The 15,923-nt window shown below is 67.3% G+C and carries 12 protein-coding genes; 7 read left to right on the top strand and 5 right to left on the bottom strand.

Going from position 1 to position 15,923, the window contains the following annotated elements; translation table 11 throughout:
• Positions 1-20 precede the first annotated feature (20 nt).
• The 7 genes from murJ to AC5P74_RS14480 all read left to right on the top strand — a co-directional run bounded on the left by murJ (position 21) and on the right by AC5P74_RS14480 (position 9,704).
• Positions 21-1,625: a murein biosynthesis integral membrane protein MurJ gene (gene murJ, locus AC5P74_RS14510; RefSeq protein ID WP_141750781.1), complete on the top strand. Its 1,605-nt coding sequence runs from the start codon at positions 21-23 to the stop codon at positions 1,623-1,625.
• A gap of 74 nt (positions 1,626-1,699) precedes the next feature.
• Positions 1,700-2,647 (top strand): bifunctional riboflavin kinase/FAD synthetase, encoded by a 948-nt coding sequence (locus tag AC5P74_RS14505; protein ID WP_005415707.1) that lies wholly within the window; start codon positions 1,700-1,702, stop codon positions 2,645-2,647.
• Positions 2,644-5,475, top strand: coding sequence for an isoleucine--tRNA ligase (gene ileS / locus AC5P74_RS14500; RefSeq protein ID WP_495204991.1), 2,832 nt, complete (start codon positions 2,644-2,646; stop codon positions 5,473-5,475). Before AC5P74_RS14505 ends, ileS begins: the two co-directional genes overlap by 4 nt.
• Entirely contained in the window at positions 5,475-5,999 is a 525-nt protein-coding gene (lspA, locus tag AC5P74_RS14495) for a signal peptidase II (RefSeq protein WP_005415709.1), read from the top strand. The genes ileS and lspA overlap by 1 nt, the downstream gene beginning before the upstream one ends.
• A gap of 27 nt (positions 6,000-6,026) precedes the next feature.
• Positions 6,027-6,977: a 4-hydroxy-3-methylbut-2-enyl diphosphate reductase gene (ispH, locus tag AC5P74_RS14490; RefSeq protein ID WP_005415710.1), complete on the top strand. Its 951-nt coding sequence runs from the start codon at positions 6,027-6,029 to the stop codon at positions 6,975-6,977.
• Positions 6,978-7,158: 181 nt separating this feature from the next.
• Positions 7,159-9,042, top strand: a complete 1,884-nt coding sequence (locus tag AC5P74_RS14485; RefSeq protein WP_346607474.1) for a M61 family metallopeptidase — start codon at positions 7,159-7,161, stop codon at positions 9,040-9,042.
• Positions 9,039-9,704 (top strand): lysoplasmalogenase, encoded by a 666-nt coding sequence (locus tag AC5P74_RS14480; protein ID WP_346607475.1) that lies wholly within the window; start codon positions 9,039-9,041, stop codon positions 9,702-9,704. The genes AC5P74_RS14485 and AC5P74_RS14480 overlap by 4 nt, the downstream gene beginning before the upstream one ends.
• A gap of 82 nt (positions 9,705-9,786) precedes the next feature.
• Here AC5P74_RS14480 and AC5P74_RS14475 read toward each other — a convergent pair whose 3' ends face one another.
• The 5 genes from AC5P74_RS14475 to AC5P74_RS14455 are packed head-to-tail and all read right to left on the bottom strand — an operon-like array spanning position 9,787 to position 15,795.
• A complete protein-coding gene (locus tag AC5P74_RS14475) occupies positions 9,787-10,494 on the bottom strand; it encodes a hypothetical protein (RefSeq protein ID WP_346607476.1) in 708 nt (235 codons plus the stop codon).
• Positions 10,491-11,447: a hypothetical protein gene (locus AC5P74_RS14470; protein ID WP_346607477.1), complete on the bottom strand. Its 957-nt coding sequence runs from the start codon at positions 11,445-11,447 to the stop codon at positions 10,491-10,493. The genes AC5P74_RS14475 and AC5P74_RS14470 overlap by 4 nt, the downstream gene beginning before the upstream one ends.
• Positions 11,448-11,492: 45 nt before the next feature.
• Positions 11,493-14,291 carry a TonB-dependent receptor plug domain-containing protein gene (locus tag AC5P74_RS14465; RefSeq protein ID WP_346607478.1) on the bottom strand — a complete coding sequence of 933 codons (2,799 nt, stop codon included), beginning with the start codon at positions 14,289-14,291 and terminating at the stop codon, positions 11,493-11,495.
• Positions 14,292-14,302: 11 nt separating this feature from the next.
• Positions 14,303-15,271: a FecR family protein gene (locus tag AC5P74_RS14460; protein WP_346607479.1), complete on the bottom strand. Its 969-nt coding sequence runs from the start codon at positions 15,269-15,271 to the stop codon at positions 14,303-14,305.
• The gene (locus AC5P74_RS14455; protein WP_080352916.1) at positions 15,268-15,795 is read right to left on the bottom strand and encodes an RNA polymerase sigma factor; all 528 of its coding nucleotides are present in this window, start codon (positions 15,793-15,795) and stop codon (positions 15,268-15,270) included. The genes AC5P74_RS14460 and AC5P74_RS14455 overlap by 4 nt, the downstream gene beginning before the upstream one ends.
• Positions 15,796-15,923 lie beyond the last annotated feature (128 nt).

Here is a 15,923-nt window from a genome sequence, read left to right as displayed (position 1 = left end):
GCTGAGTGAGTTCACCCAAGTTGTTGCGGGGCCTGCTGTCGTTCAGCAGCATGACCATGGTCTCGCGCGTTCTCGGACTTGTCCGGGACTTCGTGGTGACCACCACGTTCGGCACCAACGCCATCACTGATGCTTTCTGGGTCGCCTTCAGGGTACCCAATTTCCTGCGCCGGTTGTTCGCCGAAGGGTCTTTTGCCACCGCTTTCGTGCCGGTGTTCACGGAAGTGAAGGAAACCCGCAGCCACGCCGAGCTGCGCGAACTGATGGCCCGCACCGCCGGCACCCTGGGCGGGGTGCTGATGCTGGTCACCGCACTGGCGCTGATCTTCGCGCCGCAGCTGGCCTCGGTCTTCTCCAGTGGCGTTGATACCGACCCGGTCAAGCAGGGCCTGCTGGTCGACCTGTTCCGCCTGACCTTCCCGTTCCTGCTGTTCGTCTCGCTGACCGCACTGGCCGGTGGTGCGCTGAACAGCTTCCAGCGCTTTGCCATGCCGGCGCTGACCCCGGTCATTCTCAACCTGTGCATGATCGCCGGCGCGCTGTGGCTGGCACCGCGGCTGGGCGGCACGCCGGAAAAGCAGATCCTGGCGCTGGGCTGGGCGGTGCTGGCCGCCGGCATCCTGCAGTTGCTGTTCCAGCTGCCCTCGCTGAAGGGCATCAACCTGCTGACCCTGCCGCGCTGGGGCTGGCGCCACCCGGGTGTGCGCAAGGTCATGACGCTGATGGTGCCGACCCTGTTTGGTTCCTCGGTGGCGCAGATCAACCTGCTGCTGGATACGGTGATCGCGGCCAAGCTGACCGACGGCTCGCAGTCGTGGCTGTCGCTGGCTGACCGCTTCCTGGAGCTGCCGCTGGGCGTGTTCGGCGTGGCGCTGGGCACGGTGATCCTGCCGGCGCTGGCCCGCCACCATGTCAGCACCGATCGCGAGGGCTTCTCGCGCTCGCTGGACTGGGGCCTGCGCATGACCCTGCTGATCTCGGTGCCGGCCATGCTGGGCCTGCTGCTGCTGGCCGAGCCGCTGATCGCGACCATCTTCCAGCACGGCCAGTTCAGCGCCTTCGACACCCGCATGACCGCGCTGTCGGTGTATGGCCTGAGCTTCGGCCTGCCGGCATTCGCCCTGCTGAAGGTGGTGCTGCCGGCCTTCTACGCCCGCCAGGACACCAAGACCCCGGTGCGCGCCGGTGTGGCCGCGCTGGTGGCCAACATGGTGTTCAACTTCGCCCTGCTGGCCGTGCTGTACCAGGTGATGGTGCCCGACGCGCTGAAGGCGCAGGGCGTGATGGCGGCCATCGGCAAGCAGCCGGGCCTGCACCTGGCACTGGGCATCGCCAGCGCGCTGTCCAGTTACCTGAACCTGGGCCTGCTCTGGTACTGGCTGGGCAAGACCGATGTCTACCAGCGCCGGCCGGGTTGGGGCGGCTATCTGCTGCGCCTGGTGCTGGCCTGTGCGGCCATGGTTGGCGTGCTGTTGGCCCTGCTGCACTGGCTGCCGGGTTTCTCCGTGATGCGTGTCTGGGAGCGGATCGGTGCCCTTGCGTTGCTGGTCGGCGGCGGCGGCGCGACCTATGCCGTGGCCATGCTGGCGATGGGCTTCCGTCCGCGCGACCTGCGCGGGCATTGATCGCGGCCCGTGGCGGCTATACTTCAGGGTTACACCATTGAAGCGGCGGCCCGGTCGGGCCGGAACGAGAGTTGATGAGCAGGCTGTTCAGAAGCGTCGAGGGCGGGGAGCTGTTCCCCAACGGAAGCGTGGTCTGTATCGGTGCATTCGACGGCCTCCACCTGGGCCATCGTGCGCTGGTCCGCCACGCGGTCGCCCGCGCGCGCGCCTTGGGCGTGGCCGCAGTGGCCGTGGCATTCGAGCCGCTGCCGCGTGAATTCTTCGCCCAGGGCACGCCGCCGCCGCGGCTGACCCTGGCGCGCAGCAAGGTCGAGATCCTGCGCGAGCTCGGTGTCGATGCGGTCGGCCTGCTGCGCTTCGATGCGGCGATGGCGGCGATGCCGGCCGAGACCTTCGTGCGCCGGTTGCTGGTGCACCGGCTGGGCGCCCGCGAAGTCTGGATCGGGCCGGAGTTCTGCTTCGGCAACCGCCGCCGCGGTGATCTGGCACTGCTGCAGGAGATGGGCGCCGAACTGGGCTTCAGCGCCGGCGAGATTGAAGCGGTGGACCTGCATGGCGAGCGCATCTCCAGCACCCGCATCCGCCAGCTGCTGCAGGGGGGCGATTTCGCCCGCGCCAACGACCTGCTCGGTCGCCCGTATGCGATCAGCGGGCGCGTGGTGCGCGGTCGCCAGCTTGGCCGTACGCTGGGCTTCCCCACCGCCAACCTGCGCTTCCCGAAGACCCCGGCGCTGTCGGGCATCTACGCAACCTGGGTGCACGGCGTGTTCGACCAGCCGTGGCCGTCGGTGTCCAGCTTCGGCACTCGGCCGACGGTGGAGGGCGTGGAGCCGCTGCTGGAAGCCCACCTGTTCGATTTCCAGGGCGACCTGTACGGGCGCCACATCGACGTGGAGTTTGTCGCCAAGCTGCGCGACGAAGAGAAATTCAATGATCTGGCGGCACTGACCGACCAGATGCACCGCGACGCCGAACAGGCGCGCGCCCTCCTTTCCGAACATAGATTGCGAGCCACTGCGTGAGCCAGGACTACAAGACCACCCTGAACCTGCCAGCCACCGAATTCCCGATGCGCGGCGACCTGCCCAAGCGCGAGCCGGGCATTCTGGCGCAGTGGGAAGCGCAGGGGCTCTACCAGCAGCTGCGTGACAACGCCGCCGGCCGCCCGCTGTTCGTGCTGCACGACGGCCCGCCCTACGCCAACGGCCGCATCCACCTGGGCCATGCGGTCAACAAGATCCTGAAGGACATCATCGTCAAGTCGCGCTACCTGGCCGGCTTCGATGCGCCCTATGTGCCGGGCTGGGACTGCCATGGCCTGCCGATCGAGATCGCGGTCGAGAAGAAGTGGGGCAAGGTCGGCACCAAGCTCGATGCGGTTGAATTCCGGCAGAAGTGCCGCGAGTTCGCCGAAGAGCAGATCAACATCCAGCGCGTGGACTTCAAGCGCCTGGGCGTGACCGGCGATTGGGAGAACCCGTACAAGACCCTGAGTTTCGACTTCGAAGCCAATGAGATCCGTGCGCTGGCCAAGGTCGTCGCCAACGGTCACCTGGTGCGTGGCGCCAAGCCGGTGTACTGGTGCTTCGACTGTGGCTCGGCACTGGCCGAGGCGGAGATCGAGTACCAGGAAAAGGAATCGCCGGCGATCGACGTGGCCTACGCCGCGCGCGATGCCCAGGCCATCGGCAAGGCGTTCGGCGTGAGCGTGCCGGCCGACGTCGAAGTGGCCGTGCCGATCTGGACCACCACCCCGTGGACGCTGCCGGCCTCGCTGGCGGTGTCGCTGGGCGCGGAGATCAACTATGTGCTGGCCGAAGGCCCGGCGCACAACGGCAAGCGCCGTTGGCTGGTGCTGGCCGCCGCGCTGGCCGAGCGCGCGCTGCAGCGCTACGGCGTCGAGAGCGTGGTGCTGCACGGTGAAACCACCGGTGCGGCGCTGGAGAACCAGCTGCTGGCGCATCCGTTCTATCCGGAGCGCGACATCCCGCTGCTCAACGGCGACCACGTCTCCGACGAGGACGGTACCGGTGCGGTGCACACCGCCCCTGGTCACGGCCAGGAAGACTTCGTGGTCAGCCAGAAGTACGGCCTGCTGGACAAGTACAACGCCGGGCAGGTGACCCCGATCGACGGCCGTGGCGTGTACCTGGAATCGACCCCGCCGGCCGGTGAGGTGGTGCTGGCCGGCCAGCACCTGTGGAAGGCGCAGGAGGCCATCGTCGGCGTGCTGCGCGACAATGGTTCGCTGCTGGCCTTCCACCCGATCCGCCACAGCTATCCGCACTGCTGGCGCCACAAGACACCAGTGGTGTTCCGCGCCACTCCGCAGTGGTTCATCTCGATGGACAAGGCCAACCTGCGCCGTGATGCGCTGGCTGCGATCGACACTGTCGGCTGGTTCCCGACCTGGGGCAAGGCGCGCATCCAGAGCATGGTCGACGGTCGCCCGGACTGGACCATCTCGCGCCAGCGCACCTGGGGCGTACCGATCGCACTGTTCACCCATCGCCAGACCGGCGAGATCCACCCGCGCTCGGTGGAACTGATGCAGCAGGTCGCCGACCGCGTCGAAGCCGAGGGCATCGATGTGTGGTACTCGCTGGACGCCGCCGAACTGCTCGGCGCCGAAGCGGCCGACTACGAGAAAGTCACCGACATCCTCGACGTCTGGTTCGATTCGGGCGTGACCCACGAAGGCGTGCTCGCCGCGCGTGGCTTCGGCAAGCCGGCCGACCTGTACCTGGAAGGCTCCGACCAGCACCGCGGCTGGTTCCAGTCCTCGCTGCTGACCGGCGTGGCGATCGACAAGCGCGCGCCGTACAAGCAGTGCCTCACCCACGGCTTCACCGTGGATGAGCACGGCCGCAAGATGTCCAAGTCGCTGGGCAACGGCATCGAGCCGCAGGACATCATGAACAAGCTGGGCGCGGACATCCTGCGCCTGTGGATCGCCTCGGCCGACTACAGCAACGAGATGTCGCTTTCGCAGGAGATCCTGAAGCGCAATGCTGACGCTTACCGCCGCCTGCGCAACACCGCACGCTTCCTGCTCGGCAACCTGGATGGTTTCGATCCGGCCCAGCACCTGCAGCCGCTCGGGCAGATGGTCGCGCTGGACCGCTGGATCGTGCATCGCGCCTGGGAGCTGCAGGAGAAGATCAAGGCGGCCTACGACGGCTACAACATGGCCGAGATCGTGCAGCTGCTGCTGAACTTCTGCAGCGTGGATCTGGGCTCGCTGTACCTGGACGTGACCAAGGACCGCCTGTACACCATGCCGACCGATTCACACGGTCGCCGTTCGGCGCAGAGCGCGATGTACCACATCGCTGAAGCGTTCACCCGCTGGGTGGCGCCGATCCTGACCTTCACCGCCGACGAGCTGTGGGGTTACCTGCCGGGCGAACGTGCCGGCCATGTGCTGTTCACCACCTGGTACGACGGCCTGGCGCCGCTGCCGGCCGATGCCCAGCTCAACGCCGCCGATTTCGACCAGCTGCTGGCCGTGCGCGAGCAGGTGGCCAAGGTGCTCGAGCCGATGCGTGCCAACGGCGCGATCGGTGCCGCGCTGGAAGCGGAAATCACCATCGCCGCCAGCGAAGAGCAGGCCGCGAAGTGGCAGCCGCTGGCCGATGAACTGCGCTTCCTGTTCATCAGCGGCGACGTGCAGGTGCGGCCGGCGACCACCGACGAGGTGTTCGTCAGCGCCCAGCCGACCACCAAGACCAAGTGCGTGCGCTGCTGGCACCATCGCGCCGATGTCGGCAGCAACGCCGACCATCCGGAACTGTGCGGCCGCTGCGTGAGCAACATCACCGGTGCCGGTGAAGTGCGGAGCTGGTTCTGATGGCCGCGTCCCGTCCGCATCCGAACGCCCTGGTCTGGCTGCTGCTGTCGGCCGCCATCATCGGCCTGGACCAGTGGTCCAAGGCCTGGGTGCTGTCGAGCCTGCCGGAGTTCCAGCCGGTGGTGGTCATCGACGGCTTCTGGAACTGGTACCGCACCTACAACACCGGTGCGGCGTTCAGTTTCCTGAGTGACGCCGGTGGTTGGCAGAAGTACTTCTTCACCGCGCTGGCGATCGCCATCAGCGGCCTGATGGCCTGGTGGCTGCGCGGCACCGCCCGCGGCAACTGGAAGGCCGCAGTTCCGTATGCACTGATCATCGGCGGCGCCATCGGCAATGTGATCGACCGCCAGGTGCACGGTCACGTGGTTGATTTCATCCAGTGGTACGTGGGCAGCTATACCTGGCCCTCGTTCAACATCGCCGACTCGGCCATCGTGGTGGGTGCCATCGGCATCGCCCTGTTTGGCCTGTTCGACGGCAAGTCTGCCAAAAAGGCGGATAATGCCAACCCGAAACCGTAAGCCGGCCGCTGCCGGGAGATTGAACTGATGGATGTGCTGCTCGCCAACCCGCGTGGTTTCTGTGCCGGTGTCGATCGTGCGATCGAGATCGTCAAGCGCGCGATCGAAACGCTGGGCGCGCCCATCTACGTCCGCCATGAAGTGGTGCACAACCGCTTCGTGGTCGACGACCTGAAGCAGCGCGGCGCGATCTTCGTCGAAGAGCTCGACGAGGTTCCGGACAACAACACGGTGATCTTCAGCGCGCATGGCGTCTCCCAGGCCGTGCGCCAGGAAGCCGAGCGCCGTGGCCTGAAGGTGTTCGACGCGACCTGCCCGCTGGTGACCAAGGTCCACTTCGAAGTCGCCCGCCACTGCCGTGCCGGCCGTGACGTGGTGCTGATCGGCCATGCCGGTCACCCGGAAGTGGAAGGCACCATGGGCCAGTGGAACCGCGAAGCCGGTACCGGCCAGATCTACCTGGTCGAGGATGTCGAGCAGGTTGCCACGCTGCACATCAACCAGCCGGACAACTTCGCCTACACCACCCAGACGACGCTGTCGGTGGACGATACGCGCGGCATCATCGATGCGCTGCGCGAGCGTTTCCCGGCGATGCAGGGCCCGAAGAACGACGACATCTGCTACGCCACGCAGAACCGCCAGGACGCCGTGCGCGACCTGGCCAAGCGCTGCGACCTGGTGCTGGTGGTCGGTTCGCCGAACAGCTCCAACTCGAACCGTCTGAGCGAACTGGCCCGCCGTGAAGGTGTGGAGTCGTACCTGATCGACGGTGCGCACGAGATCGACCCGGCGTGGGTGGTGGGCAAGCAGCACATCGGCGTGACCGCTGGCGCCTCGGCGCCGCAGGTACTGGTCGATGGCGTGCTGGCGCGCCTGGCCGAGCTGGGTGCAACCGGCGTGGGCGAGCTGGAAGGCGAACCGGAATCGATGGTGTTCGCGCTGCCGAAGGAACTGCGTCTGCGCCTGGTCGACTGACCGGGAAGCGCCTCATCCACGCATGGCGTGGATCTACTGAAACTGCTCTGGTGGGTGCGAACCTTGGTTCGCACGCTTTTTGTCATGCGCGGATGGCCGGCCCGCCCATGACCTTTGGCCATGGGGCAGGGCACTTTACAGGCCTAGCATCGGAGGATTCTCCGCTGTTGGATGCTGCCCGATGAAGACCCGAGCCCTGGTGATGTCCGTGCTGTTCGCGCTGGCTGCTTCGCCTGCACTGGCGCAGATTTCGCCGCCGGCCAACGCCACGGCGCCCGGCCTGCTGCGCATCGATGTGGATGCGCGCGATCTCGCTCGCCGCATCTTCAAGGTGACCGCCACCGTACCGGTCAAACCCGGTCCGATGACCCTGCTGTACCCGCAGTGGATTCCCGGCAACCATTCGCCCACCGGCCCGATCGACAAGCTGGCCGGCCTGCGCGTGACCGCCAACGGCAAGCCGTTGGCCTGGCAGCGCGACCAGTACAACGTCTATGCATTCAAGGTAGACGTGCCCGAGGGCGTCAGCGAGATCGTCGCCCACTTCGACTTCCTGTCCTCGCAGGGCGGCAGCCAGGGCCGGGTGGTGATGACCCCGGAGATGCTCAACCTGCAGTGGAATGCCAACTCGCTGTATCCGGCCGGCGTCGATGCACGCGACCTGCAGGCGCAGGCCAGCGTGATCCTACCCAAGGGCTGGTCGTTTGCCACTGCGCTGGAAACCGCGCGCCGCGACGGCGATACCGTGGTGTTCAAGCCGATCTCCTATGACCACCTGGTCGATTCGCCGTTGTTTGCCGGCGAGCACTACCAGCGCATCGATCTCGATCCGGGCGCGAAGGTGCCGGTGCACCTCAATGTGTTTGCCGACGAGGCCAAGTCGCTGAAGCCGAGCGAGGCGCAGATCACGATGCACCGCGCGCTGGTGCAGCAGGCCGACAAGCTCTATGGCGCCCGCCACTACAACCACTATGAATTCCTGCTGGCATTGACCGATCGTCTCGGTGGCATCGGCCTGGAGCATCACCGTTCCAGCGAGAACAGTGCCGATCCGGGTTACTTCACCGAGTGGGACGACAACGCCTGGATGCGCGATCTGCTACCGCACGAGTACACCCATTCCTGGAACGGCAAGTACCGGCGTGGCGCTGACCTGGCAACCGCCAACTTCAACACGCCGATGGGCGACAGCCTGCTGTGGGTCTACGAAGGCCAGACCCAGTTCTGGGGACAGGTGCTGGCGGCACGCTCGGGGCTGTGGTCGACGGCGCAGGCGCGCGACATGCTGGCCAATGTAGCCGCGACCTATGATCGCGGCCGCCCGGGCCTGGCCTGGCGCCCGTTGCAGGACACCACCAACGACCCGACCATCGCCCAGCGCCGGACGTTGCCGTACCGCAACTACCAGATGAGCGAAGACTATTACTCCGGTGGCCAGATGCTGTGGCTGGAAGTGGAGGGCAAGCTGCGCGAACTGAGCGGCAACCGCCGCAGCCTGGATGACTTCGCGCGCGCCTTCTTCGGGGTTGGCAACGGTGACTGGGACGTCAACCCCTACACCTTCGACGACGTGGTGGCGACCTTGAACGGCATCGCGCCCTACGACTGGACGACGTTCCTGCGCGGGCGCCTGGACGGCCACGGTTCGTTGACCGGGGGGCTGGAACTGGCGGGCTGGAAGCTGGTCTACCGCGATACCCCGAACGACGCCTACAAGGCGCAGGAAAAGCGTGCCAAGGCCGCACTGCTGGCCTATTCGCTGGGCGCGACCGTGCTCGACAGCGGCGTGGTCGGCGACGTGATCTGGGACAGCCCGGCGTTCAACGCCGGTCTTGCACCCGGCATGAAGGTGATTGCGGTTGGCGGGCGCGAGTACAGCAGCCAGCGCTTGAAGGATGCGGTGACGACGGCGGCCAAGGACAAGGCGCCGATCGTCTTGCTGGTGAAGCAGTTCGACCGCATCGAGACGATGAACATCGACTACCACGGTGGCCTGCAGTATCCGGTGCTGGAGCGTATCGCCGGCAAGCCTGACCGCCTGGCGGACCTGTGGAAGGCGCGATGAAACCGCGCGCCCGCGATGGCGTGATCCTGTTGATGGCGATCCTCGCCATCGTCGGTGCGTTCCTGCATGGCGACGGGCGCTGGCTGCACTGGCTGGCCAAGCCGGTGACCACGCTGCTGATCGCTGCCATCGCCTGGCGCGTGCACGATCCCGCGCAGCCGTCCTACCGGCGCGCGGTGCTGGCTGGCATGTTGCTGTCGTGCGTGGGCGACATCGCGCTGATGCTGCCGATGGATGCGTTCGTACCGGGGCTGATCGCGTTCCTGCTGGCGCACCTCTGCTACATCGTCGCGTTCCGCGATGGCCTGCGTGCCGGACGTGGCCTGCTCGCCGTCAGCGTCCTGCTCGGCGCGTTCGCTGTGCTCAATGTACTTGGCCTGTGGCCGCACCTGCCCGCACCGATGCGTATGCCGGTGCTGGCGTACGTGGTGGTGCTGGCCTCGATGGCGGTGTTGGCATTGGCACGCCAGTGGCACCGGCAACGGCCCGGTGCGGTGGAAGCCAGCAGTGCGCGCTGGGCGGCCGCCGGTGCGCTGCTGTTCGTGGCCAGCGATTCGCTGCTGGCCTGGGACCGCTTCGCCGGCGGCCTGCCACTGGCCAGCCTGCTGGTGCTGTCCACCTATTACGGTGCGCAGTACGCCATCGCCCGTTCGGTGAAATAGAAAAAGGGGACGGAGGGGATTAAGTCGCAGACCGCACCAAGGCACTTGCGACTTAATCCCCTCCGTCCCCTTTTTGCGTTGACTATCGGAGGCTTGCGTTGCCGGAACGACCCTGTGCGTCGAACGAGAGTCGTGCGGACTGGCGATCGCCGGCGACCTCGTCCGGCAGCCACACCAGCCTGCCGCCCTTGCGCACGATCACATAGACGTGGCCGACGTTACCCGGCGTGCCCATCAACGCGTTCCGCTGTGCCTGCAGCGCCTGGGCCACGCGTGGCACCGCCTCGAAATCGATGTTGGCCAGCGCCGTGCTGCTGCGGCGCAGTGTGATGGTGGGCGCGAAGCGCTGCGGATCGACCGGCCCGCCCTTGCGCCACTGGCCGCGCTCGAAGTGGTAGCTGTCCACGTGCGTGGGTTGCTGCGGATCGACCAGGTCCAGATTGATGCGGCCGTCGTCGTAGAAGTGGATGCTGTGGAACACCATCAACCGGTGCCCGGCCAGGGCTGGCATCTGTTCCAGTGCCTGGCGGGCGGCCAACAGGTAGTCCGCATCGAACAAGCGGTTGCTGCGTTCGGGCATCGGCATCGACCGCGGTTCGGGAATCGGTGCGAGCGAAGCAGGCCGCTCGCGCGGTGGGGGCGTGGTGATCGGCGTGGTTGCGCGGTCATCCTGCACCGAATGGCCCATCGTTTCGGCAAGGGTCTGCAGTGCCCCGCCGGCAACGGCGACGCCGGCCAGCAACAGCAGTACCACGGAGAACACCAGCAGGGTCGAGGGTGGCTGCTTCATATACCCTCCAGGCGCACGCTGCCGCGATCTTCCGGGTCGTACAGCAGCGTGACCTGCTCGCGTGGAAGATTGGCAAGCTCGATCAACGGGATGAAGCGGCGCACGCTCACCTGCTGTATGCCACCTTCGCGGTCGGTGTACTCCAGCTGGAACTCCACCTGCGGCTGCTCGTTGAGGTAGGTGCCGGTCTGGCGCAGCTTCAGCACCTTCGCATCCACGCCGATGCCGCGGTACTTCAGCGCGTCTCCGCGTGCATCGGCCTGCAGCAGGCGCCCCAGGACGCGCAGGCCCAGGGCGTAGCCGCACAACACCAGCGGGCACACCAGCAGTGGGTGGCCGAAGGACATGAACGTCCAGCCCAGGCCCTCGCTCTGCAGCCGATAGGCGAGCACGTAGGCGCTGGCAACCACGACGATGCCGATGACCGCGCCGGCGCCGCGGCGCCAGAGGCTGGCGACATCAAGTTCGGGCTGGGCGCCCTCCAGCACCACATTGGGGAACGCACCCGGCGTCCGGCTCAGGCGAACCTCGATGCGCTGGCCGGCCACGAAACGCTGCAGCTGCGGTTTGCTGTCCACCACCAGCATCTGTTCGTTGATCGGCGTGCCGGACAGGTTCTGGAAGCCAAGCTTCAGTCTCCACTGCGCGAAGCCGCGCACGTGCACGCCGGTCTGCTCGGCCTGTTCGATCAACGCATCACGCGGCTCACCGTCGGCCAGGATGGTGCGCACCCGATGCAGCGCGCGCGGCGGGCCCAGCAGCAGGTAGTGCAGGAAGGCGAGCAGCAACGCGAGCCACAGGGCCAGCGACAGGGCGAGCAGCAGCAGGGCCAGCCATGGCGCGCTGCGGTCGGCCAGTGGCACCGGCCACGACGTGCCGAAGTAGAGGATGCAGGGGAAGGGCAACGCGAAGAACAGCAGGAACGCGCCCCAGAACCAGAGATAGGCCTTCATGGGGTGGTGGGGGACCGATGGAACAGGGCGCGTAGGGTACTACGCTCAGCGGATCTGCAGGGTCAGCAGGAAGTAGCGGCCAAGTGGATCGTCCAGCCCCGGCATCTGGCCGCCATTGCCGACCAGGTAGTTCACCGGTTGCGTGTCGAGCACGTTGTGCACGTCCAGCGCGGCGACCACGCGCGGCCCCAGCCGCCTTGCCAGGTGCAGGTTCCAGCGCAGCTGCCGCGGATTCATGCAATGGTTCTGCTCGCGCTGTTCCTCCGGGCATTCCGCACCGGGCAGCCAGGCACGCGTGCGCCCAACCTGGTTGCCGCGCAGGGCGATGTCCCAGTTGCTGTTCTGCCACTGCACATTGAGCACGGCGGCCATCGCTGGCGTGACATGGCCACGCAGGTCCACCGTCGCTTCGTGGCCACGCTCGCGGCGTAGTTCCTGCTGTTTCAAGGCATCGACGGAGAACAGCCACTGGCCGGTGCTGCCGGTGTCGATGTGGTACTCCCCGCGCAGAACAAGGTTGCGCGACGTGGTGCGGCCGATGTTGTCGAAGGACAGGCGCAGGTTGTGCAGGTTGCCGTCCTCGTCCAACTCCCACGTGCTTGAATTCCACACTGCGTCGGCCGGTTGCAGGGCCAGGATCTCGTTGCGCAGTTCGACGATGTTGTGGGTCAGCGACAGTGAAAACGCATCGGTCGGTGTCCAGGTCGCACCCAGGGAATGGCTGCGCGACCGCTCCGCTTTCAGCGCATCGTTCTCCACCACGTCCACGGTTACGCTGCAGCGTCCGTTGCCGTTGCTCTGCGCGCAGTTGGGCAGTGCGCTGGAGGCGGGTAGTTCGATCGCGCCGAAATAGCCCGGCGGCCGCCGTTGCTCGAACAGGCTGGGGGCCCGGTAGCCGCGCCCGGTGGCAAGCAGGAATGACCACTGCGGCATCGGGCTCCAGCGTACGCCCACGCGGGGCGAGAAAGCCTGGTAATCGCCATCGCGGTCCCAGCGTGCTGCCAGGTCCATGCGCAGCGTGCGCGCCAATGGCAGGCCGAGTTCGGCGTAGGCACCGCCACTGCGGCGTGACAGGTGGCGTTGTTCCTGTGGCAGGCCCAGCGCCAGGTCGCCCTGGCTCAGCAGCGCGTCGGGATGCGACGTCCAGCGTTCCTGGCGCAGGTCGATGCCGGTGGCCACTTGTGCAGCACCGCCGGCCAATGGCATCAACTCGCGCTGCATGCCCCACCAGCCCTGCCACTGCTCGGTGCGCCCGCGGTTGCGGATCGACGGGAACAACTGCGCGGCGGTCTCTGCCGGCAACGAGGTGAAGCCGGGCAGGAAATCCAGCGTCTCGGCAGCGCGCAGCAGTGGTTGGGCGCGCACGGTGCCGGACGTCGTCAGGGTGACATCGCTGCGCTGTGCGCTGATGCCGGCATCCCAGCTGCGGCGGCCCTGGTCGCGGCCCATGCCGAAGGTGACGTCGGCATCGGTGGCACGTACGTGCGGACGCACGTTGCCGGCTTCGCGCAGCACGCTGTTGAAGGTGAACCCATAAAGCCCGATGGCTACGGCGGTCGGGCCGAGGTCGAAGCGTTGCCGGTTGTGGCTGGCCCGCGCCTCGGCGTAGGCGTAGCGACCTTCGCCGCGCTCATGCCGATAGCGCAGGTAGGCCGAGGCGGTGTCCGAGGCCGGTTGCAGCGAACGCGGGCGTGCGCTGTCAAACCAGCAGGCACCATCGCGCCGTTTCAATGGCCCTTCGCAGCGCTTTGCCGGCCAGTAGCGTCCATCGCGGAATGCGCCGATCAGGTACTGCGAGGTTTCCGCATGCCATTCGCGGCGATCGCCGGCCACGTGGTCGATGCGATGCAGGTCGACGCCAGCGAACCAGCGGTCCCCTCCGTCGCGCACGCCACCGGTGGCCGCCTGCAGGCGATACTGGCCGGCGTCGCCGCGCCCGCTCAGGCCGGTCTGCAGCATGGCTTCAGGGCCATCGGCCTGGTCACGCAGGATGATGTTGACCACGCCGGACATCGCGTCGGCACCATAGATGGCCGACGCACCGCCACGCACCAGTTCGATGCGCTCGACGAAGCTGAGCGGGATGCCCCCCAGGTCGGTGAGCCCGCCCTGTTCCAGCGACACCATCGGATAGCGTGGCAGGCGCCGGCCATTGACCAGGAACAAGGTCGCACGCGGACCCATGCCGTCCAGGCTGGTGGTGGTGGCCGCACCCACCGGCAGGTACTGCGAATCGCCACTGCGCGAGGTGCTCATCGCCGGGTGGCCGTTCATGCCCGGCAAGTGCCGCAGCAGGTCGAACAGGCTGCCGTAACCGCTGCGCAGGATGTCATCGCGGTCGATGATGGTCACCGGCAGCGTGGTCTGCACGGAGGTGCGCGGCAGCCGGCTGCCGGTGACATGGATCGGCGCCAGCTCCACCTGCGGTGGCGTCTCGGGCACCTCGCCCGGCGACGGTACCGCGGGCATCGCACGCGTCGCGACCGGCGGGGGCGATGGCGGAGCTGGCCGGGTGCGGCGGACGACGAATCCACCGGCAGGCGTGCGCAGGATGGTCACTGGCATGCCGGCGACCAGTTCCTTCAGGGCTGCGGCCGCATCGCGTTGGCCATGGGTGCCGGCCGTGCGCAGGCCATCCAGTTCACGCGCATCGAACAGCAGGGCGATGCCACTCTGGCGCGCCCATTGCTGCAGGGCCGGTGCGAGTGGGCCTGAACCCACATGGACCTCCAGGGTGCCGGCCTGTTCGGCTGCATCGGCAGAGGGCAGCGCGGCGATGCTCAGCGCGAAGCAGAACAGGGTGCAGAGCAGCCCCTCCCGCAGCGCGCCCGGTACTGCCTTCACTGCAGGCCTCCTCAGTACGTGCGGCGCAGTTCCAGCGCGCCATCCGGTCGCGCCTGGTCAGCCACCGACCAGCCCAGTTCCAGCGCCGACAGCAGTTCCTGCGCATCGCCGGCACGGAAGGTGCCACTCACGGCCAGGCTGGCGATCTCGGGATCGGCGATCACCAGCGGCGTGCGACTGTAGCGGTTCATGCGCTCGACCACGATCGACAGCGGCGTGGCATCGAACACCAGCTGTCCCTGCAGCCAGCCTTCGGCAGCGGCATTGGACGACAGCGCCGGGCCGGGCTGGAAGCGGCCCGATGGCAGCACCTGCAGCTGCTGGCCGGGTGCCAGGGTGTGCTGCGTCCCCCCATTGCTGACTTCCACCGCACCTTCCAGCAGTGCGACTTCGACCAGGCCGTCGTTCAGGCGCTCCACCTGGAAGGTGGTGCCGATGTCGCGGATGGTGCTGTCGCCGGCGCGCAGCTGCAGCGCCTTGCTCGACGGTGCGACCTGCAGCTGCACGCGGCCCCGTTCCAGCACCAGGTTGCGATGGCGCCAACCGAATCGGGCATGCAGCGTGGTGCCCGCATCCAGCGTGGCCACGCTGCCATCGGCCAGCGTCTGCTGCCGGGGCTGGTGGGAATCGTTGGCATAGCGCAGCGGCGTGGGGTTGCCGTCGATGGCGACCATCCAGCCGATCCCGATGGCCAGGCAGACGCCTGCGGCGGCGGCCACTGCCGGCAGCCAGCGACGCTGTGCCGGCCGTGCGGCACGTGCTGCGGCGGTGCGCAGCCACGGGTCGGCGGCCAGTTCTTCGCCCCGCTGGAACAGGGTCTCGGCCTGGATCCAGGCGCTGACATGGGCCGGGTCCTCGGCCAGCCAGTCCTCGAACCTCTCTCGCTCGCCCGGCGTGCAGTCCGGAGCCTCCAGCCGCGCCACCCAGGCGCTGGCGCGTTCAAACAGCAGGGTGTCTTCCCTGGGGCTGGCGTGACTCATCCGTTGTCCCTGTCGTTGTGCAGCGGATCCGATCCGAGTTCCTGGCGCAGGCCCTGCAGGGCGCGGGCGATATGTTTTTCCACGGTCTTGGCGGTGATTCCACAGTGCCGCGCGATCTGCGTATAGCTCATGCCGGTGATCCGGTTGAGCAGGTACACCTCGCGCGCGCGCTCGGGCAGCTTGAACAGGGCCTGCCGCAGCAGGGACAGCATCTGCCCGGACTCGGCCTGGCGCAATGGATCGGGCGACGTGCTGGAGGGCTCGTCGCCGCCATCGTGTTCGGCAAGGGACAGGTGTGGCCGCGACTGCGACGAGCGGCCACGGTCTGCCAGGCGGTTGCGGGCGATACGATACAGCAGCAACCGCAGCTCGTCGGCACTGTGCGCGCGATAGCGGATCAGCCGCTCCATGCAGTCCTGCGCGATGTCCTCGGCATCCTCCGGCCCAACGCCGCGCGTGCGCAGGAAAGCGCACAACGGCGCGCGTTCTTCCCGTACGAACGCAATGAACGCGTCCGTCGGCACGGACAGGTCCGGCGCGCGATGGATCAGAGGAGAGGGGGTGGACAGGGCTGGCCTCGGGCGTCGGTGGCGGGTGCGTCTTCGAGTTTTACGCGACGATGACCGGATGGGGAAGAGTGTGCATGGCCCCT

The organism is Stenotrophomonas sp. YJH_SMC_94-11 (assembly GCF_059370435.1).
Note: the sequence above shows the minus strand (reverse complement) of the source record. Positions and strands in the feature narration are given on the sequence as shown.